We start from the raw sequence: 23,633 nt of genomic DNA on the forward strand, positions 1-23,633 counted from the left end.
GGCTTTTTTACTGGTCTATGTCGGATTACCCTTTTTCACTTCACGCCAGATTCGCCACGCCATAAGCGCCAGTACGGCGACCCCAAGAATTAACGCCCCCCACACCAACAGCGTTTTCCACTGGCTTTGTTGCTCAGCTACTGACGTTGCCGTCAATCGCGCTTCACCACCAAGCGCTACGCTCTCCTGAAGAGTCGCCCACGGTAGATAATCTATCTCCTGCGATTTACGCAGCGACGCCGGGATCAGCATATCGAGACCAACATCTGCCTTTTTCGCCGCCCGGTTTCCCCACGCCAGCATATAAGGCCCTTTGCCCTGCGTATTAAACACCAGTTGATAACTGTCGCGCATGCCGCTCAACTCAGGCAGCCTCTCTGGCAACCGGGCGTTAATGGTCGTCATCCGGACGGCCTCAACCAACTGACCGGAAAGACGAATATCTTCCGAACTCCTCCAGTCCAGATTGTAAAGCATGGTTTTTGTCAGCGGCTGCCAGGGCTCTTTTTCAGCGCTGCGCCAGGCCAGTTCCACCGGTAAAACACCTTCACTTTCCAGATCGATGCGAAGCGAGGTCAGCGGCTGGGGCTGCGCCCATCGCCAGACGGCTTCGTCATCCGAAACCTTTTTCCCCTGGGCTTCAATCACGATACGCTCGGATTCCGGCTCGCTGCTGGCCGCTATCGCGCTCACGCTGTTTAACGTCAGCGCCGGACTTTGCGAGTCGAGGATCACAAGCAGGTAGCGAGTCGCCTCCACAGAGAGCGTGAGGCTGGCGCTGATGGTGTCCATTTTCAGGCGATCGTTATCACGCGTCAGATCCATTAACGGCGCATCTTCCTGCACGGGTCGCCAGTAGCGCAAATCACTGCTTGCATAAACCGAGGCTTTCCCCTGCCAGTTGCCCGCCTGCGAGTCCCAGTTCAGGCGTAACTGCGCCAGTGAAAAGGCATCTTTCGTCTCTTCCGGGAGCGCCAGTAAATAGCTCTGGCCGAGCGCTTTGACATCATCACTTTGCAAATGAATTTCAATGCCGCTCTTCGAGCGTAAAACAATAGCGTCTCCGCCTCGTTGCCCCTCCTCACGCGGCGCAACCGGTGACATATCAAGCGGGAAAAAACGCAGCGCCACTGCCTCTGGCGTAACGGGCTGGGTTTTCTGCGCCACCAGAGTAAACGGCACCGTCTCCCCCAGATGGTTAAAGACCCGGACATCGCGCAAATCCGCCCAGGCGGTACCCGGATACACCGCCGGAGGTAGCGAAAGGCGATACCACGGCGATGTGCCCGTAGTTTCCAGCGTCACCCCCGTTACGTAGTCCGCCGGAGACTCTTTCACTTCATCGCTGCTTACCGCCGCGCCTGTCGCGCCCAGCAGTACGCTGCATAACACCGCTTTCATCCATTTCATTTTTCTTCTCCAGCTTTGGGCGGTAATGGTGAAAAATACCCGATAATCAACACCAGAATGGCCACGCCGATAAACGCAACCGCGCGCGCCAGGCCGCCGCCTCCTGCGCTGTCCACCAGCATCAGTTTCACAATGACTATCCCCAACAATACCGCGCCACACAGCCATTCCCGACGCGAGCGGCGCCGGGTCGCCCGCAGCATCACCACCAATGCCGCCAGCATCCAGAACAGAGCAAAACAGGTTTGAATCAGCCGTGAATCCCATAGTGTGTCTACACGCCACGCAACCTCGCCATACCAGGACAATGCGCGCAGCAGCACACCATTGAGCCACCAAAAGCTGAGCGCCATCAGCGCCACAACCGGCCATGGGCGACATACCGAAAGCTGCGCCGGGAAATAGCGTTCAGACGCGCGATAAAACACCACCAAGCCCAGCAGGGCAAAAGCTGCGCCCTCTTCCAGCGGGTTGAGCAACGGCAGATAAGTCTGACGATAAACCACGCCATCTTGTAAATTGGTCAGCACGAGCAGACCGACCAGCACCAGCACAACGGGAACCATCGCCTGAACAGAATAGAGGGTAGGCCAGATGCGAAACGGCCAGATTTGTCGATGAACAGACTGATAAATCAGGAAAATAAGCAGCCCGCCAGCCGCCATCATCAGGCCGCTACCCCACGCGGCCCTTCCCCACGGCAGCCCCTGCGCGAACCAGAACAGCTCAACCGCGAGCGCCAGTAAAATCATCCAGAAGAACGATAAATGCGCCAGTCTGGAAAGCATTGGCGGTAATATTTGTGCGTCACGCCAGAGCAGCGCTACCGCAACAATTAGCGCCGCGCACCAGGCCAGATTCGGCCAGCCCGCCGCAAAAATCTGCTGTACAGCGATCTGATACATCAGCATCACCAGCATCATCGGCCACAGCAGCCATTTACTGGCATCCAGCTCCCGCCACGCCAGGCGACCCGCGATACTTCGCCAGCCCCAGCTCGATACCGCCATTAATGCCAGCACGCCAGACAGTACCCACCGCTCCTGTTTCAGAACGAGTTGCGATGCCGCAACGAGCGCAACAATCCAGAAAACCAAACCACCAGCGAGTAGCGCCCAACTGCCCGGCATCCAAATGTTGCGCCATAGCCATGCAGCAACCAGCCAACTGAGGCTGAGCACGGCAAAAATCAGCATGACTGAGAGCGCGGTTGTTCCGTTCGCCAGCGCCCATAGCGCGCTGCCCACGGCCAGCACGAGCAGCGCCGTACCGCTATAACTCATGCGTCGTTGCTGTTGTTGCACGCCCAGCCAGAGGATCCCAAGCCCTTCCAGCGACCAGGCCATCGCCGTCCAACGGGCTGAAAGCGCCAACGGGATAGCAAGAGTGGTAAACGCACCACCGAGCGCCAGGGCGGACAATACCAGAGGTCTCCCCAGAGAAGAGGAACGCCGCAACGCAAACTTTGCTAACACCAGATAGAAACCACCGTAGCCCAGCGCACTAAGCGCCGGACCATAAGCCATATGCCGGGTAATGGCATACTGCATTCCAAAACCGATCAGCGGTGGGGCAAACAGCAGTACGCCGTCAATAATCTGTTTGCCTTTTTCCTGCGCCCGGAGCGACAACGCCACGCTCAGCACGCCAAAAATAATCGTGTTGGCGATCAGGAACAGTTGGCAACTCAGGTAATACTCTGGTCGATAGCCCTCCAGGCCCCACACCCCGCCAACGCCGAAGGTGAACAGCAGGCCGAGCAGATTAAGCTCCCGCCAGTGCTGCCAGATGCTGATGGCGAGAATGCCGACCGAGAGCAGAAGATAGAAAGAGAAGAGCGCGACATGACTGCCGCCGCCGGTGGAAAGCAACAGCGGCGCGAGATAACCGCCAAGACTTGCCAGCATCGCCAGGCTGAGCGCCTTTTGCAGAATAGCCAGCCCCACACTCGCCGCACAAATCACCACCAGCAGCGCAAATGCCAGCGTCATTGGCAGCATTTGCCACAGCCGGAACGCGCCAAAGACGGTGAGATAGAGTGCTCCGGTAGCTCCCCCCTGTAATATCAGCGCATAGATCGGTTGCTTATGCCGCAGCCGCCAGCCCAACGCCAACAGCACAATAGCGAACAGCGCGGCCGCCACCAGACGCAGCTCCAGCGGAAACAGAGAATGTTCGACCGTATAACGCAGCAGGAAAGAAAGCCCCAAAAACAGGAGCAAAATACCGAGCTTTGCCAACGGGTTACCCTGCATAAACCAGCGCACCAGCGATGACATTACCCCGCCAAAAGCAGAAGGCCGCTCGACGTCGGGCGTAGATACCGCCGCATTATCCGGCTTCGGCAGTGAAGCCCACGGGTTAACGGGCTCTGGCGGCGGCTCAGTTACAGGCTCCGGCGATACGCTGCTCATCGCAGTCGTTGGCGCATCGGCAGGAACAATATCTTTTGCTGCCGTTGGCTCAACGGCGCTGGTCTGCGCCACACCGCGCAGCTCCAGCTCCTCTACCCGACGGCGCAAGACCATCAGCTCAGAACGTACAGCCGCACTGCGTCTGAATGCCACGATCGCGAGGCCAGGAACCACTACCAGCGCGAAGAATAATACAATGCAGCCAAGGGTTAGCAGCTCATCCATGTTTCCACCTTCACTGTATAAAGACAGACCAGAATGACACAAATTGTTGCAGTTGCGCCATATCGGTTAACACGATGAACCGCTTTTCAGAATAGACAATCAGCCCCTGCGTTTGGCCAGGGGCTGTGATGAGGGATTAAAACGCGAAGCAGGAGCAGCCAAGCGCGCCCCAGAAAGCCCGGTCATCTGACACCGGAATTGCCGATTTACGCGCTATATCATGCTGATGGCCGTGTACGTCGCAGCTGCCGCAGCACTGGTGCATCTGCACCATTGCGCCAATTTTCGCCGCAGCAGGCGGCGCTGAGCGATAGTGCCCCGGCACTTTTACCACCGGCGACCAGTCAGGTACAACCGGGATGGCTGGCGGCGCCAGCGGAGTGAAATGCCCGGCCGCATACACCACTTTGCCATCGACAATGGTCATCACCGACTCTATGCCTTTGATCTCCTCTTCCGGCACACTGAAGTAATCTTTAGACAGCACCACCAGGTCGGCCAGTTGGTCTTTCTCGATGCGCCCTTTCTTACCCTGTTCGCTGGAGAACCAGGCGCTACCGGCCGTCCACAATTCCAGCGCCACATCGCGCGGCAGGCGATTGTTATCATCGTACATCGCCATCCCTCCCACAGTACGGCCCGAAACCAGCCAGTAGAGCGCTGTCCACGGGTTGTAGCTGGCCACGCGGGTGGCATCAGTCCCCAGCCCTACCGGAACGTCAGCCGCCAGCATTTTCGCCACTGGCGGGGTATGTTTGACCGCATCTTTGCCATAGCGATCGACAAAATATTCGCCCTGGAACGCCATACGGTGCTGAACAGCGATCCCGCCCCCCAGCGCTTTTACGCGCTCGATATTCCGTTCGGTAATCGTTTCAGCGTGATCGAAGAACCAGTGCAGGCCATTGAACGGGATATCGCGATTCACCTTCTCGAATACGTCGAGCATTCGGCTGATGGATTCATCGTAGGTGGCGTGCAGGCGGAACGGCCAGCGGTGCTCCACGAGGTGGCGCACCACGCGCTCCAACTCATCTTCCATACCTTCCGGCAGATCCGGGCGTGGCTGGAGGAAGTCTTCAAAATCCGCGGCCGAGAAGACCAGCATTTCCCCTGCCCCATTGGCACGGTAGAAGTCGGTCCCCTGCCCTGGTTTGAGCATATCGGTCCAGCGTTCAAAGTCTTCCAGTTCCTGCTGCGGACGCTGGGTAAACAAGTTGTAGGCGATGCGCACCGTCATCTGTTTGTTGGCGTGTAACTGCTCAATTATCTCGTAATCTTCCGGGTAGTTCTGAAAACCACCGCCTGCATCGATGGCGCTGGTCAGCCCGAGACGGTTCAGCTCGCGCATAAACTGCCGGGTCGAGTTGACCTGCATTTCCAGCGGCAGTTTTGGTCCTTTTGCCAGCGTCGAATAAAGGATCATGGCGTTGGGTTTGGCGATCAGCATCCCGGTTGGGTTACCGTTGCTATCACGCACAATCTCACCACCCGCCGGGTCCGGCGTCGCTTTGGTGTAGCCGACTGCTTTCAGTGCGGCACGGTTCAGCAAAGCTCTGTCGTAGAGGTGCAGAACAAAAACTGGGGTATCCGGGGCAGCTTCATTCAGTTCTTCGAGGGTTGGCATGCGACGTTCGGCAAACTGGAATTCGCTCCAGCCGCCCACCACGCGCACCCATTGCGGCGATGGCGTTCTGTCAGCCTGCTCTTTGAGCATGCGTAGCGCGTCCGCCAGCGACGGAACGCCTTCCCAACGCAATTCCAGGTTGTAATTCAGACCGCCGCGAATGAGGTGCAGGTGCGAATCGTTCAGGCCCGGGATCACCGTATGTCCCTGCAGATCGACAACCTGCGTCCCGTCGGTGGCAAAACTCATGATGCGATCGTGGCTACCGGTCGCCAGGATCTTACCATTGGCGATCGCCACCGCCTCGACCTGCGGGTTTTGTCTTTCGAGAGTATGAATTTTTCCGTGAGTCAGAATCAGTGTGGCAGTTTGAGACATAACAATCTCCTGAGAAACCGGTCAGGCTTTTTTCAGCCATCCGGCAAACAGACGGGTTACGATGGGCATCCAGAACCAGACCACCAGCGCAACCACACAGGCATCATTGATCAGATGCAGGAGTAACGAGCCCTTCATGGCAGGCAGCACAATGCCGGTCAACCACGGCACCAGATTGGTGCTGGGAAAAATCACCAGCAGGGTTATCAGAAACTGTTTCCAGCGCCTGGGCTGACGTACATGGGGCGCGGGCGGTGTAAACCAGAACGCTGCTTCGGTGCGGATTTCAGTTTTATCCCCTTCCGCCAGCAGCGGGGCAATCTCTTCGACCAGCACGCGGCGCGTATCGGACTGGGTCCAGTTATACAGATGCTCAAGCGTGTCGAAGCGGATAATGATGTTCCACAAATTGTTGCCATCTGCAGGACGAATCACATTCGCCCCAAGATGACCGGGAAACTCGGCCGCCACCGGCATGATTTTCCCCAGCCACTGCTCATACCGCTGCGCTTGTTCAGGCAGCAGGGTGTGGGAAATCACCAACGTCACATGTTTGTTCTGCGCCATAAAGGGTTCCTTGTGGAGAGGAAACAGGCCCGCTTAGGCCACGGAAGCAATACACAAAATCATTCATGGCGCATCGAAGCGGCAAGATTGTGTATCCCCGGAAGCTGACAAAGTGAGTGACCGGGGTACGCAAACGAAGCCTACAAAGAGGCAACATGAAGGATGAGGTGTATTTAGGCTTTACGTTCCGGCGCGCCATGCACCATGGTGTAGGCGTAATCCACGCCCATACCGTAGGCGCCGCTGTGCTCACGTACCAGATCCATGACGGCGTCGTAGGTTTCTTTGCGGGACCAGTCGCGCTGGTACTCGAGAAGAACCTGTTGCCAGGTCACTGGTACGGCGCCCGCTTGTACCATGCGGTCGATAGAACGCTCATGGGCATCCACGGACGTGCCGCCGGAAGTGTCAGTTACCACATAAACTTCGTAACCCGCTTCCAGCGCCATCAGCGCCGGGAAAGTCAGGCATACTTCGGTCCACAGCGCGGAGATAATCAATTTTTTGCGCCCGGTCGCTGCCACGGCTTTCACAAACGCCGCATCTTCCCAGGAGTTCATCGAGGTGCGTTCAATTGGTTTCACATCAGGATGAACCGCTAACAATTCCGGCCAGATATAGCCGCTAAAACTTTTCGTTTCCACAGAAGTATAAATCACCGGAACATTAAATATTTTCCCGGCCTTCGCTAATGCCACGGTATTATTTTTCAAAGTCTGGCGGTCAATATTCGCCACACCAAATGACATTTGCGGCTGATGATCAATAAAAATAAGCGTTGAGTTTTGAGGGTCAATCAGTTCCCGAATAGACATAGCACACCTTCTTAATCAATAAGTTAAAAGGCAACGGTCTGTATCTGCCGTCAGCAGCAGGATCCTGAATCAGAAAGCTTGTTGAGTATAGCGGGAAATTTCTAACGAGTTATTAAAGAAAACTTACCATCCAGTGAAACTATTAATTTTGTGTTGCGATATATCCTAAACAACATCAAAAAAATGCGCATGACTCATCTAATTTATTCACTGGCATTGTTTTTCTCCATTCGGTACAACAGAGGGGTTTAATTTTCAGGATATTTTCTGCTTATGCGCATCAATCTGGATGTTTTGCTAATTCTCGACGCACTTGATAAACAGGGTTCATTTGCCGCGGCGGCGGAATCGCTGTTTAAAACCCCTGCAGCACTCAGCTATATGATTCAAAAGCTGGAAAGTGATTTGAATATCGAGTTGCTTGACCGTTCCGGTCACCGGGCAAAATTTACCGACACCGGTCAGATGATGCTGGAAAAGGGACGTTTGCTGCTGAGTGCGGCAAAAGATCTCGAAAAGCAGGCGGTGCAGCTGAGTTCAGGCTGGGAAAAAGAGCTGGCGATTGCGCTGGACGACTCCTTCCCTTTCGCCTCGCTGTTGCCCATTATCGATGAATTTCACGCGCTGAATAAGCAAACCCGCCTTAACTTCACCCACCATACGCTGGCAGGCTCCTGGGAGGAGCTGACGCATAATGGAGCAGATATTATTTTGGGGGCGATTAATGAACCGCCTACGTCAGCGGCCTGGTCCTACAAAATGCTTGGCACGCTGGACAATGTGTTTGTCGTTGCGCCTGAGCATCCGCTGGCCGCAGCACCGGATGGCCTGACTAACGAACAGCTGTGCCTGCACCGGGCGATTGTCATTAGCGACAGCGCCCGCTTTTGTCATCCGTTACAAACCAATCTGATGGAGGAGCAGGCGCAGATTCGCGTTGATGATTTCCACAGTAAGGTGATGCTACTGCGGGCCGGCTTGGGCTGCGGATTTCTCCCCCGCCATATTGCTAACCCGTGGCTTGCCACGGGCGAGCTGGTGGAAAAAACGGTGATCTCATTTCGCCAAAAAGACGTGGCCTATATGGCCTGGCGCAATAACCGCGATGGATTAGCGCAGCGCTGGTGGCGGGAAACGCTGCTGGCAAGCCCGGATGTTACGCGCTTATATCAATGACCCATCCACACCGAGGCGGAAATCGCCGGCAGCGTCAGGATATCCTCGGCAAGCACGCCTTTGCCCTCCTGGTGCTGCCATTGGCTGACGCTCAGTAATGGCGAGGCTGGCAGGACCACTTCACAGGCGTAGCCACGGTTAATCGCCACCAATACACGCTGGCGGTTTAGCACGCGTACAAACACCACCACGTTATCCTCGGCGTAAATCACCTGACAACCACCATGGCGCAGCGCCTGGCTCTGGTGGCGTAATGTTGCCAGCCGCTGATACAACGCCAGCAGGTTAGCGTCCTGTTTTTCAGGCTGCCACGGGAATGGTTTGCGACAAAACGGATCGTTGTTCCCATCCAGTCCCACTTCGTCACCGTAGTAAATACAGGGCACGCCAGGCCAGGTAAACAGCCACACCACCGCCAACGGTAAACGTGCGACGTCTTTACCGAGCAGAGATTTAAAACGGGCGGTATCGTGGCTGTCGAGCTGGTTGAACATCCGCAACTGCTGCTGATGTGACAAACCCGCGCGATAGTTATCCATCCACGCCATACAGGTCTGGGCGTCAATGAATTGCGGATCGTATGAGATATCGGTATTGGCGAGAAATCCCCATATCGGGAAGGTAAAACCGCGATAGTTCATGGCGGCATCTTCCGCGTCGGCCTGCAACCATTGGCGCGCGTCGCCAAAATGCTCGCCCACCACATACGCCTCTGACTGGGTCTCTTTCGCCGCCTGCGTAATTCCGGCCACGTGCTGCAGGTTGTTGTGCGCACCACCGGCCTCTCCCAGCATATGCACCACGTCAAGACGCCAGCCGTCCATACTCCACGGCGCTTTCAGCCAGTGGCGAACGATGCTGTCTTCGCCGCGATAAATTTCATTCACCAGGCTTTCAGAGGAAAAGTCCAGCTTGGGCAGGCTGGAATACCCCAGCCAGTCGAGCGCGACGCCGTCGGCTGAGAAATGATACCAGTCGCGCCAGGGGGATTGCGGATTATGGCACGCGCCATCCGTTCCCCGATTATGTCGGTCAAACCAGGCGTGTGAATCGCCGCTATGGTTAAAAACACCGTCGAGAATCAGGCGCATCCCCTGCTGTTGGGTGGTGTGACGCAGGCGCAGCAGCGCCCTGTCGCCGCCAAACTGCGGATCAACATGACGGTAATCTTCGGTATCGTATTTATGCACGCTCGGCGCGGTAAATACCGGATTCAGGTACAGCGCCGTGACGCCTAACGTTTTCAGATACGGCAGCTTTTCGCTGATGCCGTCCAAATCGCCGCCATAAAACGTGGAGCCACCGGCCTGGGCCGTAAGCGGTTCATCCCACTCGCGCCGCACAATATCGTGTCCGGCAGCGTGGTGGTAATAGACGTTATCCTGAGTCGCTTCACGCGACTGGCTGCGGGCAAAACGGTCCGGGAAAATTTGGTAAAAAATCTGATCGGCGGCCCACTGCGGACCGTTATCCGGCACATCAACAGCAAACTGCTCCAGACGCGCAGGCGGAAAACGGCTGAATCCCTGCGGGGTAAACCACAACTGACGATCGAGCCAAAGTAATTTAAAGCTATAGCGTCGACGAGGCTGTCCGCTGGAGAGATCGATCGCCGCTCTCCACGCGGTCACGCCCGGCTGCGGCTGGCTGCGTTGCTTGTGCATACCCAGCGAAATCTCTTCGTTATCGTTTTCTGCGCGTAGCGTCACCCGCTGGGGTGGATTTTCCCCCGCCAGCCATAATGTAATCGTCAGTTGATCTTTGTTTTGCTTAACAAATGGGGCAACCGGAAGGTGCCAGGCGTTCAACATCACGTATCCCCTTTGATGATAATGACGTCACCTTGCCATAGCGAAGTGCAGGATCACTCATCATCTTAACGTTTATTGGGGGAGGAGTGTGGGGGAGGAGAAAATTGCCGGGTAACATTAAGCTACCCGGCAAAAATATTACTGCGCTTCAGCCAGTTGGCGCTCGCGACGGCGCTTGAAAACCCAGCCGGCAAGCAGCAGGATAATCCACGCAAAGCCGACGTATAGCGAAATGCGGGTATCCGGATGATAGCCGATAAGCGCGATGATAAAGACCAGGAAAATCAGGCCAATAACGGTCGTCACAACCCCACCCGGCACTTTAAACTTCAGCGCCTTAACCTCTTCCGGCGGCAGACGACGACGGAAGGCAATTTGTGACAGCAGGATCATAATCCACACCCATACCGTTGCGAAGGTCGCCAGAGAGGCGATCACTAGGAAGACGTTTTCCGGCATGATGTAGTTAAGATACACCGCAAACAGCAGCGCGATGGTCATCACCATCACCGTCACCCATGGCACGCCACGACGCGACGTCTTGGCGAACATTTTCGGCGCGCTGCCCTGCTCCGCCATACCGTGCAGCATACGCCCCACGCCAAAGACGTCAGAGTTGATGGCCGACAGCGACGCGGTCAGGACTACGAAGTTGAGGATCCCGGCAGCAAAGGTAATCCCCATATGCTGGAACGTCAGAACGAACGGGCTACCGTCAGTGCCGACCTGGTTCCACGGGTAAATAGACATGATGACGAACAGCGTCCCCACGTAAAACACGAGGATGCGCATCGGTACGGAATTGATGGCGCGCGGAATAGATTTTTCCGGGTCTTTGGCTTCGCCAGCGGTAATCCCGATAATCTCAATCCCGCCGTAGGCGAACATCACCATTTGTAGCGACATCACCATGCCGAGCCAGCCGTTGCTGAAGAAACCGCCGTTGCTCCACAGATTATGGATACCGGTAGGCTGTCCGCCGTTACCAATCCCCCAAATGATGATGCCAAAACCGGCGACAATCATGATGATAATGGTGGCGACTTTAAAGAACGAAAACCAAAATTCCAGCTCGCCAAACACCTTCACGCTCATCAGGTTGATGGCGCAGATAATCAATACCACGCTGAGTACCCAAATCCAGTGTGGTACGGCCGGGAACCAGACGCCCATGTAAATACCAAAGGCAGTCACATCGGCAATGGCGACAATCAGGATTTCAAAACAGTAGGTCCAGCCGGTTATGTAGCCTGCCAGCGGTCCGAGGTTTTCCTGCGCATAGCGCGAGAAGGAGCTGGCTGCAGGGTTATGAACGGACATTTCGCCCAGCGCGCGCATAATGATATACGCCGCTACGCCGCCGATAATATAGGCCAGCAACACGCTTGGCCCCGCCATTTTGATGGCATCGGCCGAGCCGTAGAACAGCCCGGTACCAATTGCTGAACCTAATGCCATAAAGCGAATGTGCCGGGTGCTCAGCCCACGCTTTAGCTTGTTATTACTTTCCATCGATTCCTAACCTGTTAACACAATAAAAAACCACGGGGCCATGTTAATAGCCCCGTGGTTAAAACTTATTGTCAGTGATATTAGTGTGCGCTGGAGGTCACTTGTCGACCCGCTGCACGATCCCAGATAACTGCCAGGACCACCATCACGACTGTTGGCATCAACCACGCCAGCCCCTGCTCCGCCAGCGGTAAACGCTGGGTCCAGGCCGGTAACACGTCGCCAATTGCAGAAGCTTTAATGCCATCAAGGATACCAAAAATCAGGCTGATAAACATCGCAGGTGCAATGACGCGGGAAGAATTATGCCACCATGAGCGGGTAAAACTTAATACAACCAGTGCGATACATGGCGGATAGATAGCCGTCAGCACCGGAATAGAGATCTGAATCAGATGGCTCAGCCCCAGGTTAGAGACCACCATCGAGAAGCCGCCGAGGATAAATACCAGCGTACGATAAGACAGTGGAACGTACTGGGCAAAGAACTCTGCGCACGCGCAGGTCAGGCCAACCGCGGTGACCAGACAGGCGATGAAAATCAACGCCGCCAGCAGGAAGCTCCCTGCGCCACCAAAGGTGTGCTGAACATACGCATGCAGAATTGCCGCGCCGTTAGCAGATTGATCGACCAGAATTGCGCTATCTGAACCCAGACGGAACAGCGCGAGATACAGCAGCGTTAAGCCCACACCCGCCATCAAACCCGCCCAAACGGTATAACGGGTCAGCAGACGCGCTTCAGTAACGCCACGCGAGCGAGCGGCGTTGACGATAACAATACCAAATACCATCGCGCCCAGCGTATCCATGGTCAGATACCCGTTCACGAAGCCATTAGAAAACGCCGCAGTTTGATAGGCTTCCATCGCATTGCTGATCGGGCCTGCTGGCCAGACGATTGCGGCGACAGACAGGACCACCAGCGCCAGGATTTTCAGCGGAGCCAAGAAATTACCAACCGTATCCAGCAGTTTGCCCGGATACAGCGAAACCAGAATCACAATCGCGAAATAGACCACGCTGTAGATAAGCAGTGGCAGCGCGGAGTCACCGGTCAGCGGTGCAATCCCGACTTCGAAAGAGACCGTCGCGGTACGCGGCGTAGCAAATAACGGTCCAACAGCCAGGTAGCACACGGTCGCCAGCAGCAAACCAGCGACTTTACCGATAGGCGTGCTCAGTCGGTCCACACCACCACCGACTTTCGCCAGCGCGACAACGGTAAGTACCGGCAGGCCAACGGCGGTAATCAAAAAGCCAAAAGCCGCAGTCCAGACGTGTTCACCTGCCTGCAAACCAACCATTGGGGGGAAGATGATGTTACCTGCACCAACGAACAGTGCAAATGTCATAAATCCCAAAGCGATAATATCGCGCGATTTTAACTGATGGGTCATAAAGTCTTACTGCCTGTGGATGTGGTGTTGAAAATAATAAATTTTTGCCTTTCCCTGGGGGACAATACAGCGGCATTTTTGCTCAATTCCAGCGGGAAACACTCCCAGGCTGGCGCGGCGAAGAATAGTTTTTCGATTTACCGCGTAAATGCAGTCGGTATGACAGCACCTGGAGCGCAATTTAAACGCTTATAACGTTTTAAAGCAAGGTGGGATCCAAAAACCAGAACAATATAGCGATATGAAAAATGGGGTTAGCACAAAACACCATTTCATGGAAAAAGGTATGGGTAATAGTTCGAACAAAAAACAACCAAACGTCGTAAAATTCAGGATGCTTATATTGACCGCATAGAAAAAGCCAGCTTGCGCTGGCTTTTGGAAAGATTATCTTACGAATGCGCCTTAACCGTTAATTTTGGCAATTAAACGTTCCGGGATCACGAAACTAAATCGCGTCCCAACGCCTGGTTCGCTTTCGATATTCAAGCGACTGTCGTGATGATGCAGCGCATGCTTAACGATGGCCAAACCAAGTCCGCTGCCGCCCGTTTGCCGCGATCGCGCCTTATCCACACGATAAAAACGTTCGGTTAAGCGTGGAATATGCTCGGCGGCAATGCCTGGACCGTTGTCTTCCACGCAAAACTCCGCCCCCGACGCCACATGCTGCCAGCGTACGGTAATGTGCGTTCCCGCTGGCGTATGGTTCACCGCGTTGTAGACGAGATTCGAGATAGCGCTACGCAACTGCTCCTCGTTACCCCGCACGTTCAGGCTGTTATCAACATCAAAGGTAAACGTATGTTTTTGCTGGCTCAGCGTTTGCGCTTCGTGTTCGAGCACGCGCAGCATCATGGGCACATCGACTTTCTCATTCAGCAGTAGCGTCGGCGCAGCCTCAATTTTTGACAGCGTCAGCAGTTGTTTCACCAGCCCTTCCATGCGATACGTTTGTTCGCGCATGGTATGCAGCGCTTTTTCACGCGTCGTCCCTTCCAGCGGATGCTCCTGCATCATTTCCAGGTACCCTTGTAACACCGTCAGCGGCGTACGCAGTTCATGGCTGGCGTTGGCGAAAAAGTTACGTCGTGAACCTTCCAGTTGATGCATCTGGGTAACGTCGCGCGCCACCATCAGCAATTGCTTATCGGTATAGGGCATCACGCGAATTTCCAGATGCCGTCCGGTATTGAGTACCAGATTGATCGGTCGGCTAAAATCGCGCGTTTTCAGATATTGTGTAAATTCCGGGTAGCGCAACAGGTTAAGAATATTTTGCCCGCTATCGTCCGGCCAGCGCAGTCCCAGAACCTGCTGGGCCAGTCCGTTACACCAGAAGATACCGCCTTCTTCAGTGGTCAGCACCACCGCGTCGGGTAGCGATTCCGCCCCGCTGCGAAAACGTTTAATCAGATTACCCAGTTCACGACGGCGCTTTTTGTTGCGCAGTTGCATTTGATGCAGCCCGTACAGCAACGGCTCCCAACTGCCTCGCCCCGGCGGCGGCGTCATGCTTCTGTCGACCCATAGCCACCAGGACAAACGTAATAAATTCCAGAAATGCCAGATAAGCAGGCCCGTTACCGACGCCAGTAAAAACCAGGGCAGGTAACCGAAAAAAGCGCTAAGGATAAATGCCGGTATGCAGCACAGGATCAGCTCCAGTACCAACCTTTTCCATGACAATCGTTCTAGCAAACGTCTTACTCCCTATACGGCCTATTCCTTCAGGCACTGATTCTTGTCAGTCAGAAGCGGGTTGAAAAACGATATCCCGTCCCGCGAACCGTCTGCACCATACGATCGTGTCCGCTGTGCTCCAGCGCCTTACGTAAGCGGCGGATGTGCACATCCACTGTCCGGTCTTCCACGTACACATTGGTTCCCCAGACATGATTGAGGAGTTGCTCGCGACTGTAGACACGCTCGGGATGAGTCATAAAGAAGTGCAACAGTTTGAATTCGGTCGGCCCCATATCCAGCGGATCCTCGCCGGTCATCACGCGATGCGAGGTGGGATCAAGGCTTAGCCCCTGCATCTCTATAACCTCTTCCACCGCCATCGGTGAAATACGACGCAGAACTGCTTTAATACGCGCCACCAGCTCCTTGGGAGAAAAGGGCTTGGTAATATAATCATCCGCGCCGGTTTCCAGCCCCCGGACGCGATCTTCCTCTTCCCCCCTCGCCGTCAGCATCATCACCGGGATGTCCCGTGTCATCGCTTCGCGCTTAAGATGTTTAATAAACTGTAGACCCGAGCCGCCGGGAAGCATCCAATCAAGCAGGACGAGATCCGGCCAGGGTTCATTGAGTTGGTTCACAGCACTGTCATAGTCTTCGGCTTCAACGGGTTGAAATCCGTTTTGCTCGAGCACGAAGCAGACCATTTCACGAATTGGAGCTTCATCTTCTACGACCAGAATACGTCTCGCCATGATTTGCCCTGTTTGTAATTAAATCGTTTGCCATCAATACAGTGCCATTATGCGTCAGTTTTATGACAGATTTATGAAAAGATAGTCCAGGTTTAACGCAGCCCGGCGAATTATGACAGCCCGGAGACAAGATATTCCCACTCGTGAAGGGTTATAATCCCCGCCATTGTTTTATCGTCATGGAACTCTTATGCGCATCCTTCACACGTCTGACTGGCATCTGGGCCAAAACTTCTACAGCAAGAGCCGCGCCGCCGAGCATCAGGCCTTTCTCGACTGGCTGCTGGAAACGGCACAATCCCAGCAGGTGGATGCCATTATTGTGGCAGGCGATATTTTCGATACCGGCTCACCGCCTAGCTATGCCCGTGAGCTGTATAACCGTTTTGTCGTCAATCTGCAGCAAACCGGCTGTCATCTGGTGGTGCTGGCAGGCAACCACGACTCCGTCGCCACACTCAATGAATCCCGAGATATTCTGGCGTTTCTCAACACCACGGTGGTTGCCAGCGCTGGTCATGGGCCGCAGATACTGCCGCTACGCGACGGTACGCCGGGGGCGATCCTGTGTCCGGTGCCTTTTTTACGTCCGCGCGACATCATCACCAGCCAGGCCGGGCTGACAGGACAAGAAAAACAACAGCATTTACTGGGCGCAATCACCGACTACTATCAGCAGCAGTATCAGGATGCCTGCACGCTGCGCGGCGACCACAATCTCCCCATCATTGCGACCGGGCATTTGACCACCGTTGGAGCCAGTAAAAGCGACGCCGTACGTGACATTTATATCGGTACGCTGGACGCCTTCCCGGCGCAAAACTTCCCACCGGCAGACTACATCGCGCTGGGACATATTCACCGGGCGCAGGTTATCGGCGGCACGGAACATATTCGCTACTGCGGCTCGCCGATTGCCCTCAGTTTTGACGAGTGCGGCAAAAGCAAATGTGTACATCTGGTGAGCTTTGACGCGGGGAAACTCAGCGCCGTTGAAAATCTCACCGTGCCGGTTACGCAGCAGCTTGCGGTACTGAAAGGCGATTTAGCCGCCATTACTACCCAGCTTGAGCAGTGGCGCGGCGTGCAGCAAGAGCCACCGGTGTGGCTGGATATTGAAATCACCACCGATGACTACCTGCATGATATGCAACGTAAGATCCAGGCCTTAACCGAAGATTTACCGGTAGAAGTGCTACTGGTGCGCCGCAGTCGTGAACAGCGCGAACGCATTATGGCCAATGAACGACGTGAAACGTTAAGCGAGCTGAGCGTGGCAGAGGTTTTTGACCGCCGCCTGGCGCTGGAAGAACTCGAAGAACCGCAGCGTGAGCGGCTTAACCAGCTGTTTAGCGCAACCTTACAAACGCTTGCCGGGGAGGCTGAAGCATGAAAATTCTCAGCCTACGCCTGAAAAACCTCAACTCCCTGAAGGGAGAATGGAAAGTCGATTTTACGGCAGAACCGTTTGCCAGCAACGGGTTGTTCGCTATCACCGGGCCAACGGGCGCGGGGAAAACGACCCTGCTGGACGCAATTTGCCTTGCGCTGTACCACGAAACGCCGCGCCTGAATACCGTGTCACAGTCGCAAAACGACCTGATGACCCGCGACACCGCGGAGTGTCTGGCCGAGGTCGAGTTTGAGGTGCGGGGCGAAGCCTACCGCGCATTCTGGAGCCAGAACCGGGCGCGCAATCAGCCGGAGGGCAATCTGCAGGTCCCTCGCGTAGAGCTGGCCCGCTGCTCCGACGGTAAAATCCTCGCCGATAAGGTCAAAGATAAGCTGGAGATGACCGCCGAGCTTACCGGGCTGGATTACGGACGTTTTACCCGTTCGATGCTGCTGTCTCAGGGGCAGTTTGCCGCATTTCTCAATGCCAAACCGAAAGAACGCGCCGAGCTGCTGGAAGAACTGACCGGCACAGAGATCTACGGCCAAATCTCCGCCATGGTATTTGAAAAGCACAAATCAGCGCGTACGGAACTGGAAAAACTGCAGGCCCAGGCCAGCGGTGTTGCGCTGTTAGCGCCAGAACAGCTGCAATCTCTGACAGAAAGTTTGCAGGTACTTACTGACGAAGAAAAACAATACCTTACCAGCCAACAAGCCCAGCAGCAGCACCTCAACTGGCTCATGCGGCAAAATGAGCTACAGGCGGAGATAAACCGCCACCAGCAGGTATTACAGGCTGCACTTCAGGCGCAGGAAGAGGCGCAGCCGCAACTGGCGGCGCTGAGTCTGGCACTCCCAGCCAGAGCGTTACGCCCACACTGGGAGCGAATCCAGGAACAAACGGCTACGATTAACCGTACGCGACAGAAGATTCAGGAAGTGAATGCTCGCTTACAAAGCAGCTTAGCGCTGCGCGGACGTATTCGTCAGCAGGCACAAACGCAGTCAGCCGCTATGCTCGCCGGACAGCAAACGTTAACCGACTGGCTGAAAGAACATGACCGCTTCCGTTTGTGGAGTAGCGAACTGGCAGGATGGAAAGCGCTGCTGGCCCAACAGTCCGACGCCAGCGCCCAACTGCGCCAGTGGCAGCAGTTGCGGGAGAACGACATGCGCAAGCTCGATGCGCTGGCGCTTCCCAAGCTGACCTTTTCGGTACAACAGGTAACGGAAGCGCTGGCGCAACATGTGCAGCTTCGTCCGTTACGCCAGCGGCTGAGTAATCTGCACGGGCAAATCGCCCCGAAGCAAAAGCAACTGGCGCAGCTACGCGCCACGCTTGTGCAGCGTCAGCAGGAACTGGCCCAGCGCAATGCGGTGCTTACAGAAAAGCGTCAGCGCTATAAAGATAAAAATCAGCAGCTTGCCGATGTGAGAATCATTTGCGAGCAGGAAGCCCGGATCAAAGATCTGGAAAGCCAGCGGGCACTATTGCAATCCGGCATGCCTTGCCCACTTTGCGGCTCCACCACGCACCCGGCGATTGAGCGCTATCAAACGCTCGAACTGAGTGTGAATCAGACACGGCGTGAAGCGCTGGAAAAAGAGGTCAAAACGCTGGCCGATGAGGGTTCAACGCTACGCGGTCAACTTGAGGCGATAACCCAGCAACTTCAGCGCGATGAACGCGAAGTACAAACGCTTTCTCAGGAAGAGCAAGCACTTACTCAAGAGTGGCAGACCGTCACCGCCAGCCTCAACGTGACGCTGCAACCGCAGGATGACATCGCCCCGTGGCTTGCCGCCCAGGAAGAGCACGAGCAGCAGCTTCACCAGTTGAGTCTGCGTCATACCCTGCAGGCGCAAATCACCGCACACACAGAGCAGATTACTCAGCTCCAGCAGCATATTGACCAGCGTCAGGCAACGTTAACCGCCGAGCTGGCCCGTCATGGTCTGTCCCTTCCGGCCGAGGGTGAAGTCGCCTCATGGCTGAGCGAGCGGGCGAACGAAGCGCAAATGTGGCAGTTGCGCCAGAACGAACTGACTGAATTACAGGCTCGAATCGCCCAGCTTGCGCCGGTGCTGGAAACGCTGCCTGAAACCGATGCGCTTGGTGAAAACATTGAGAATCTGTCGCTGGAAAACTGGCGGCAGGTGCACGACGATTGCCTCTCTTTACAGGGGCAGTGGCAAACCTTACAGCAGCAGGAGGCGCAGGAGGTTCAGCGCGCTGCAGAAATTCAGGCGCAGTTTGATACCGCATTGCAGGCCAGCATCTTTGCCGATCGCGACGCCTTTGTTGCCGCCCTGCTGGATGAAGAGACCTTTAACCGCCTTGAACAATTGAAGCAATCACTGGAAGGCCAGCGACAGCAGGCGCAAACGCTGCTTAATCAGGCGCAGCAGGCGCTGGCGACTCATCAACAACAGCTACCAACCGGGGTGGATCTCACGCTCACCGTGCAACATCTTCACGACGCGCTGGCGCAACTCACCCAACTGCTACGGGAGAACACCACTCGTCAGGGCGAAATTCGCCAGCAGCTCAAGCAGGATGGTGAAAACCGCCAGCAGCAGCAGGCGCTGATGCTGGAGATTGCGAAAGTCGCACAGCAGGTCGAAGACTGGGGCTATCTGAACGCGCTGATCGGCTCGAAAGAGGGAGATAAATTCCGCAAGTTTGCCCAGGGGCTGACGCTGGATAATCTGGTCTGGCTTGCCAACAACCAGTTGACCCGTCTGCACGGTCGCTATCTGTTGCAGCGCAAGGCCAGCGAAGCGCTGGAGCTGGAAGTGGTTGATACCTGGCAGGCCGATGCCGTGCGTGACACGCGTACGCTTTCCGGCGGCGAGAGCTTCCTCGTGAGTCTGGCGCTGGCGCTGGCGTTGTCCGATCTGGTCAGCCACAAAACGCGAATTGACTCCCTGTTCCTCGACGAAGGTTTCGGCACGTTGGACAGCGAAACGCTGGATACCGCCCTGGATGCGCTCGATGCGCTCAACGCCACTGGCAAAACCATTGGTGTCATCAGCCACGTTGAAGCGATGAAAGAACGCATTCCGGTGCAGATCAAGGTCAAAAAAATCAACGGACTGGGCTACAGTAAACTCGATAAAATGTTTGCAGTTGATGCCTGATAGCAGCTCAGCACCTGGAGGCCGGATATGCGCCAGCGCTATCCGGCACGGCACATAGCACGATCGTGAATACACAAAGACGGATATGAAATGGCATTCCACTTCGCTTATCCGCAAGCTATCTCTATTGGCGGCGAACGTTCGCCGCTATGGCGCATATCGTGCGTCTTTCTTGTTGGCAGGTGGTATGAAAAAAGTCATTTTCTCTTTAGCTCTGGGGACATTTGGGCTGGGCATGGCCGAGTTTGGCATCATGGGTGTACTCACCGAGCTGGCGCGGGACGTGGGAATTTCCATCCCTGCCGCTGGCCATATGATTTCGTTTTACGCTTTTGGCGTGGTGCTGGGCGCACCTATTATTGCGCTCTTTTCCAACCGCTTTTCTCTCAAGCATATTCTGCTGTTTCTGGTCACGCTGTGCGTGATCGGCAACGCCATCTTCACCCTCTCCTCCTCATATTTAATGCTGGCGGTGGGCAGGCTGGTTTCCGGCTTTCCACACGGCGCGTTTTTTGGCGTTGGCGCGATTATCCTGTCGAAGCTGGCCCGTCCGGGAAAAGTCACCGCCGCCGTCGCGGGCATGGTTTCGGGTATGACCGTTGCTAATCTGATTGGCATTCCCATCGGCACCTGGCTGAGCCAGGAATTTAGCTGGCGCTACACGTTTCTGCTGATAGCCGTCTTTAATATCGCCGTGATGGTCTCGATAACTTTTTGGGTACCCAACATCAGCGATGAAGCAAAAGGGAAACTGCGCGAACAATTTCACTTTTTGAAAACCCCCGCCCCGTGGCTCATCTTTTCCGCCACCATGTTTGGTAACGCCGGGGTTTTCGCCTGGTTCAGCTACGTCAAACCGTACATGATGTTCATCTCCGGCTTTTCCGAAGCGCTGATGACCTTCATCATGATGCTGGTGGGATTGGGGATGGTGTTGGGAAATCTGCTGAGCGGCCGCCTTTCTGGCCGCTATACGCCGCTGCGTATTGCGGTAATAACCGACTTTGTAATTGTGCTGGCTCTGCTGCTGCTCTTTGCCTTTGGCGGGATCAAAGCCGCGTCGCTGATCTTCGCCTTTATTTGCTGCGCGGGCCTGTTTGCCCTATCGGCGCCGCTGCAAATTTTGCTGCTGCAAAATGCTAAAGGGGGTGAGCTGCTGGGTGCGGCTGGGGGGCAAATTGCCTTTAATCTCGGCAGCGCGATTGGCGCCTGGTGCGGTGGTATGATGCTGACGCTGGGCTTTGCCTACAACTACGTGACGTTGCCGGCGGCGCTGCTGTCGTTTTCTGCGATGTCGTCGCTGCTGCTCTATGGTCGCCTGAAGCGCAGCGTATCCCAGATGACTCCCGCTGCCGGATAGCCTCTGCGCTACCCGGCAGCGCGAACATTACTCCTGCGGCCACAACCAGGCCGCGCCGCGCACGCCGCTGGAGTCACCGTGCAGCGCCTTGCGTAGAGGCGTTTCGCACTCGCCGCCAAAGACAAACTGTTTAATCAACGTTGGCACGTTTTGATACAGTCGGTCGACATTGCTCATTCCGCCGCCCAGCACGATTACGTCCGGATCGAGAATATTCACCACATGCGCCAGTGATTTCGCCAGACGCAGCTCGTAACGACTCAACGCCTGTTCGGCCTGGGCATCCCGGGCATTAACAAGACTGATAATTTCACTGCCCTTGAGCGACTTACCGCTCAGACGCTGGTAGTCGGTGGCAAAACCGGTTCCGGAAATGAAGGTTTCAATACAGCCTTGCTTGCCGCAATAGCAGGGCACTTCCTGCCGATAACGCAGTTCGTCTTCGTCCATCCACGGCAGCGGATTATGCCCCCACTCGCCCGCAGTACCGTTCCCGCCCGTGTGCGCCCGTCCGTTCAGCGCCACTCCAGCGCCACATCCTGTACCGATAATCACCGCAAACACGGTTTGCGCCCCCGCCGCTGCACCATCAACGGCTTCAGAAACCGCCAGGCAGTTGGCATCATTTGCCAGCCGCACTTCGCGATTCAGACGCGTACTCAGGTCTTTGTCAAAAGGTTGCCCGTTAAGCCAGGTCGAGTTGGCATTCTTCACCACTCCGGTGTAGGGCGAAATTGAACCGGGAATGCCCATCCCCACGGTTCCTGACTGCCCGGTGGCCTTTTCCGCCATCTCCACCAGCGCGGCGATGGTTTCTATCGTATGCCGATAATCATCACGCGGCGTGGGCAGGCGATGGCGAAAAAGCTGTTCGCCTGCATCGCCAAGCGCGATAACTTCCGTTTTCGTACCGCCTAAATCGATACCTATACGCACTGTTTGCTCCTCTTCCCGATTAACAATGCAAGCATAGCGACAATTCGCTATCATGCCCGCTGGATTTAACGACAAGGCCGTGGAAATTATCATGCTGTGGTTCAAAAATTTAATGGTTTACCGTCTTAGCCGCGATGTTTCTTTGCGTGCCGAAGAGATGGAAAAACAGCTGGCATCAATGACGTTCACCCCTTGCGGTAGCCAGGATATGGCAAAAATGGGCTGGGTTCCGCCGATGGGATCGCACAGCGATGCATTAACGCATACCGCCAATGGCCAAATTATTATCTGCGCCCGCAAAGAAGAAAAAATTCTGCCGTCGCCGGTTATCAAACAGGCGCTGGAAGCCAAAATATTCAAACTGGAAGCTGAGCAAGGTCGCAAACTCAAGAAGACCGAAAAAGACTCGCTGAAAGATGAAGTTCTGCACTCATTGCTGCCGCGCGCCTTTAGCCGTTTCAGCCAGACGATGATGTGGATCGATACCGTCAACGATCTGATCATGGTTGATTGCGCGAGTGCGAAGAAAGCCGAAGATACGCTGGCGCTGCTGCGTAAGAGTCTCGGTTCGCTGCCGGTCGTTCCGCTGACGATGGAAAACCCCATTGAGCTGACGCTGACCGAATGGGTTCGCTCCGGCACAACGGCACAGGGATTCCAGTTACTGGATGAAGCCGAACTAAAAGCGATCCTTGAAGACGGCGGCGTGATCCGCGCGAAAAAGCAGGATCTGGTCTGCGACGAAATCGCCGTGCATATCGAAGCGGGCAAACTAGTCACCAAGCTGGCCCTCGACTGGCAGCAGCGCATTCAGTTCGTGATGTGTGACGACGGCTCTATTAAGCGTTTGAAGTTTAGCGACGAGCTGCGCGATCAGAACGAAGATATTGACCGCGAAGATTATGCTCAGCGTTTTGATGCCGATTTCATCCTGATGACGGGTGAACTGGCGGCGCTGATTAAAAGTCTGGTGGAAGGATTAGGCGGCGAAGCGCAACGTTAAGCCGTACTTACCGAATGGCGGC

16 protein-coding genes are annotated in these 23,633 nt (G+C 55.4%); 5 read left to right on the forward strand and 11 right to left on the reverse strand.

What is annotated here, in order from left to right; translation table 11 throughout:
• Window positions 1–15 precede the first annotated feature (15 nt).
• From HVZ52_RS17455 to HVZ52_RS17475, 5 genes are all read right to left on the reverse strand, one after another.
• Entirely contained in the window at window positions 16–1,410 is a 1,395-nt protein-coding gene (locus HVZ52_RS17455; protein ID WP_181598525.1) for a DUF3999 domain-containing protein, read from the reverse strand.
• Entirely contained in the window at window positions 1,407–4,049 is a 2,643-nt protein-coding gene (locus HVZ52_RS17460) for a DUF2339 domain-containing protein (RefSeq protein WP_181598526.1), read from the reverse strand. Before HVZ52_RS17460 ends, HVZ52_RS17455 begins: the two co-directional genes overlap by 4 nt.
• Before the next feature lie 136 nt (window positions 4,050–4,185).
• Window positions 4,186–6,054 carry an amidohydrolase gene (locus HVZ52_RS17465; RefSeq protein ID WP_181598527.1) on the reverse strand — a complete coding sequence of 623 codons (1,869 nt, stop codon included), beginning with the start codon at window positions 6,052–6,054 and terminating at the stop codon, window positions 4,186–4,188.
• 21 nt (window positions 6,055–6,075) lie between these two features.
• The gene (locus tag HVZ52_RS17470) at window positions 6,076–6,621 is read right to left on the reverse strand and encodes an antibiotic biosynthesis monooxygenase (RefSeq protein WP_016152022.1); all 546 of its coding nucleotides are present in this window, start codon (window positions 6,619–6,621) and stop codon (window positions 6,076–6,078) included.
• 173 nt (window positions 6,622–6,794) lie between these two features.
• Window positions 6,795–7,436, reverse strand: a complete 642-nt coding sequence (locus tag HVZ52_RS17475; RefSeq protein WP_047416914.1) for a hydrolase — start codon at window positions 7,434–7,436, stop codon at window positions 6,795–6,797.
• Window positions 7,437–7,709: 273 nt separating this feature from the next.
• On the opposite strand from HVZ52_RS17475, the gene HVZ52_RS17480 reads away from it, so the two are divergent.
• Window positions 7,710–8,612 carry a LysR family transcriptional regulator gene (locus tag HVZ52_RS17480; protein ID WP_016152020.1) on the forward strand — a complete coding sequence of 301 codons (903 nt, stop codon included), beginning with the start codon at window positions 7,710–7,712 and terminating at the stop codon, window positions 8,610–8,612.
• On the opposite strand, the gene malZ is transcribed toward HVZ52_RS17480, so the two are convergent.
• The 5 genes from malZ to phoB all read right to left on the reverse strand — a co-directional run bounded on the left by malZ (window position 8,606) and on the right by phoB (window position 15,776).
• A complete protein-coding gene (malZ, locus tag HVZ52_RS17485; RefSeq protein ID WP_181598528.1) occupies window positions 8,606–10,423 on the reverse strand; it encodes a maltodextrin glucosidase in 1,818 nt (605 codons plus the stop codon). The two genes, HVZ52_RS17480 and malZ, sit on opposite strands and share 7 nt — an antisense overlap.
• Window positions 10,424–10,561: 138 nt before the next feature.
• A complete protein-coding gene (gene proY / locus HVZ52_RS17490) occupies window positions 10,562–11,935 on the reverse strand; it encodes a proline-specific permease ProY (protein WP_016152018.1) in 1,374 nt (457 codons plus the stop codon).
• Window positions 11,936–12,015: 80 nt separating this feature from the next.
• The gene (gene brnQ / locus HVZ52_RS17495; protein ID WP_016152017.1) at window positions 12,016–13,335 is read right to left on the reverse strand and encodes a branched-chain amino acid transporter carrier protein BrnQ; all 1,320 of its coding nucleotides are present in this window, start codon (window positions 13,333–13,335) and stop codon (window positions 12,016–12,018) included.
• Between the two features lie 405 nt (window positions 13,336–13,740).
• Complete coding sequence (gene phoR / locus HVZ52_RS17500) at window positions 13,741–15,036, reverse strand: phosphate regulon sensor histidine kinase PhoR (RefSeq protein WP_047357682.1); 1,296 nt, start codon at window positions 15,034–15,036, stop codon at window positions 13,741–13,743.
• A 50-nt stretch (window positions 15,037–15,086) separates the two neighbouring features.
• Window positions 15,087–15,776, reverse strand: a complete 690-nt coding sequence (gene phoB, locus HVZ52_RS17505) for a phosphate response regulator transcription factor PhoB (protein ID WP_003021496.1) — start codon at window positions 15,774–15,776, stop codon at window positions 15,087–15,089.
• Window positions 15,777–15,966: 190 nt separating this feature from the next.
• Here phoB and sbcD point away from each other — a divergent pair, with 190 nt between their 5' ends.
• From sbcD to araJ, 3 genes are all read left to right on the forward strand, one after another.
• Window positions 15,967–17,169 (forward strand): exonuclease subunit SbcD, encoded by a 1,203-nt coding sequence (sbcD, locus tag HVZ52_RS17510; RefSeq protein ID WP_016152015.1) that lies wholly within the window; start codon window positions 15,967–15,969, stop codon window positions 17,167–17,169.
• Window positions 17,166–20,312 (forward strand): exonuclease subunit SbcC, encoded by a 3,147-nt coding sequence (gene sbcC / locus HVZ52_RS17515; protein ID WP_181598529.1) that lies wholly within the window; start codon window positions 17,166–17,168, stop codon window positions 20,310–20,312. Before sbcD ends, sbcC begins: the two co-directional genes overlap by 4 nt.
• Window positions 20,313–20,499: 187 nt before the next feature.
• Entirely contained in the window at window positions 20,500–21,672 is a 1,173-nt protein-coding gene (gene araJ / locus HVZ52_RS17520; protein ID WP_181599302.1) for an MFS transporter AraJ, read from the forward strand.
• A 27-nt stretch (window positions 21,673–21,699) separates the two neighbouring features.
• Here the strand turns inward: araJ and mak are convergent, their stop codons facing one another.
• Window positions 21,700–22,608 (reverse strand): fructokinase, encoded by a 909-nt coding sequence (gene mak / locus HVZ52_RS17525; protein ID WP_151222900.1) that lies wholly within the window; start codon window positions 22,606–22,608, stop codon window positions 21,700–21,702.
• 91 nt (window positions 22,609–22,699) lie between these two features.
• Here mak and rdgC point away from each other — a divergent pair, with 91 nt between their 5' ends.
• Window positions 22,700–23,611 (forward strand): recombination-associated protein RdgC, encoded by a 912-nt coding sequence (gene rdgC / locus HVZ52_RS17530; RefSeq protein WP_003021479.1) that lies wholly within the window; start codon window positions 22,700–22,702, stop codon window positions 23,609–23,611.
• Window positions 23,612–23,633: the final 22 nt, after the last annotated feature.

Source organism: Citrobacter sp. RHB36-C18, from assembly GCF_013814485.1.
GTDB lineage: Bacteria > Pseudomonadota > Gammaproteobacteria > Enterobacterales > Enterobacteriaceae > Citrobacter > Citrobacter braakii.

Bases quoted from the DNA above. Each gene is read 5' to 3' on its own strand.
- HVZ52_RS17455 (WP_181598525.1), bottom strand. From the start codon at position 1,410: ATGAAATGGATGAAAGCGGTGTTATGCAGCGTACTGCTGGGCGCGACA.
- HVZ52_RS17460 (WP_181598526.1), bottom strand. From the start codon at position 4,049: ATGGATGAGCTGCTAACCCTTGGCTGCATTGTATTATTCTTCGCGCTG.
- HVZ52_RS17465 (WP_181598527.1), bottom strand. From the start codon at position 6,054: ATGTCTCAAACTGCCACACTGATTCTGACTCACGGAAAAATTCATACT.
- HVZ52_RS17470 (WP_016152022.1), bottom strand. From the start codon at position 6,621: ATGGCGCAGAACAAACATGTGACGTTGGTGATTTCCCACACCCTGCTG.
- HVZ52_RS17475 (WP_047416914.1), bottom strand. From the start codon at position 7,436: ATGTCTATTCGGGAACTGATTGACCCTCAAAACTCAACGCTTATTTTT.
- HVZ52_RS17480 (WP_016152020.1), top strand. From the start codon at position 7,710: ATGCGCATCAATCTGGATGTTTTGCTAATTCTCGACGCACTTGATAAA.
- malZ (WP_181598528.1), bottom strand. From the start codon at position 10,423: ATGTTGAACGCCTGGCACCTTCCGGTTGCCCCATTTGTTAAGCAAAAC.
- proY (WP_016152018.1), bottom strand. From the start codon at position 11,935: ATGGAAAGTAATAACAAGCTAAAGCGTGGGCTGAGCACCCGGCACATT.
- brnQ (WP_016152017.1), bottom strand. From the start codon at position 13,335: ATGACCCATCAGTTAAAATCGCGCGATATTATCGCTTTGGGATTTATG.
- phoB (WP_003021496.1), bottom strand. From the start codon at position 15,776: ATGGCGAGACGTATTCTGGTCGTAGAAGATGAAGCTCCAATTCGTGAA.
- sbcD (WP_016152015.1), top strand. From the start codon at position 15,967: ATGCGCATCCTTCACACGTCTGACTGGCATCTGGGCCAAAACTTCTAC.
- sbcC (WP_181598529.1), top strand. From the start codon at position 17,166: ATGAAAATTCTCAGCCTACGCCTGAAAAACCTCAACTCCCTGAAGGGA.
- araJ (WP_181599302.1), top strand. From the start codon at position 20,500: ATGAAAAAAGTCATTTTCTCTTTAGCTCTGGGGACATTTGGGCTGGGC.
- rdgC (WP_003021479.1), top strand. From the start codon at position 22,700: ATGCTGTGGTTCAAAAATTTAATGGTTTACCGTCTTAGCCGCGATGTT.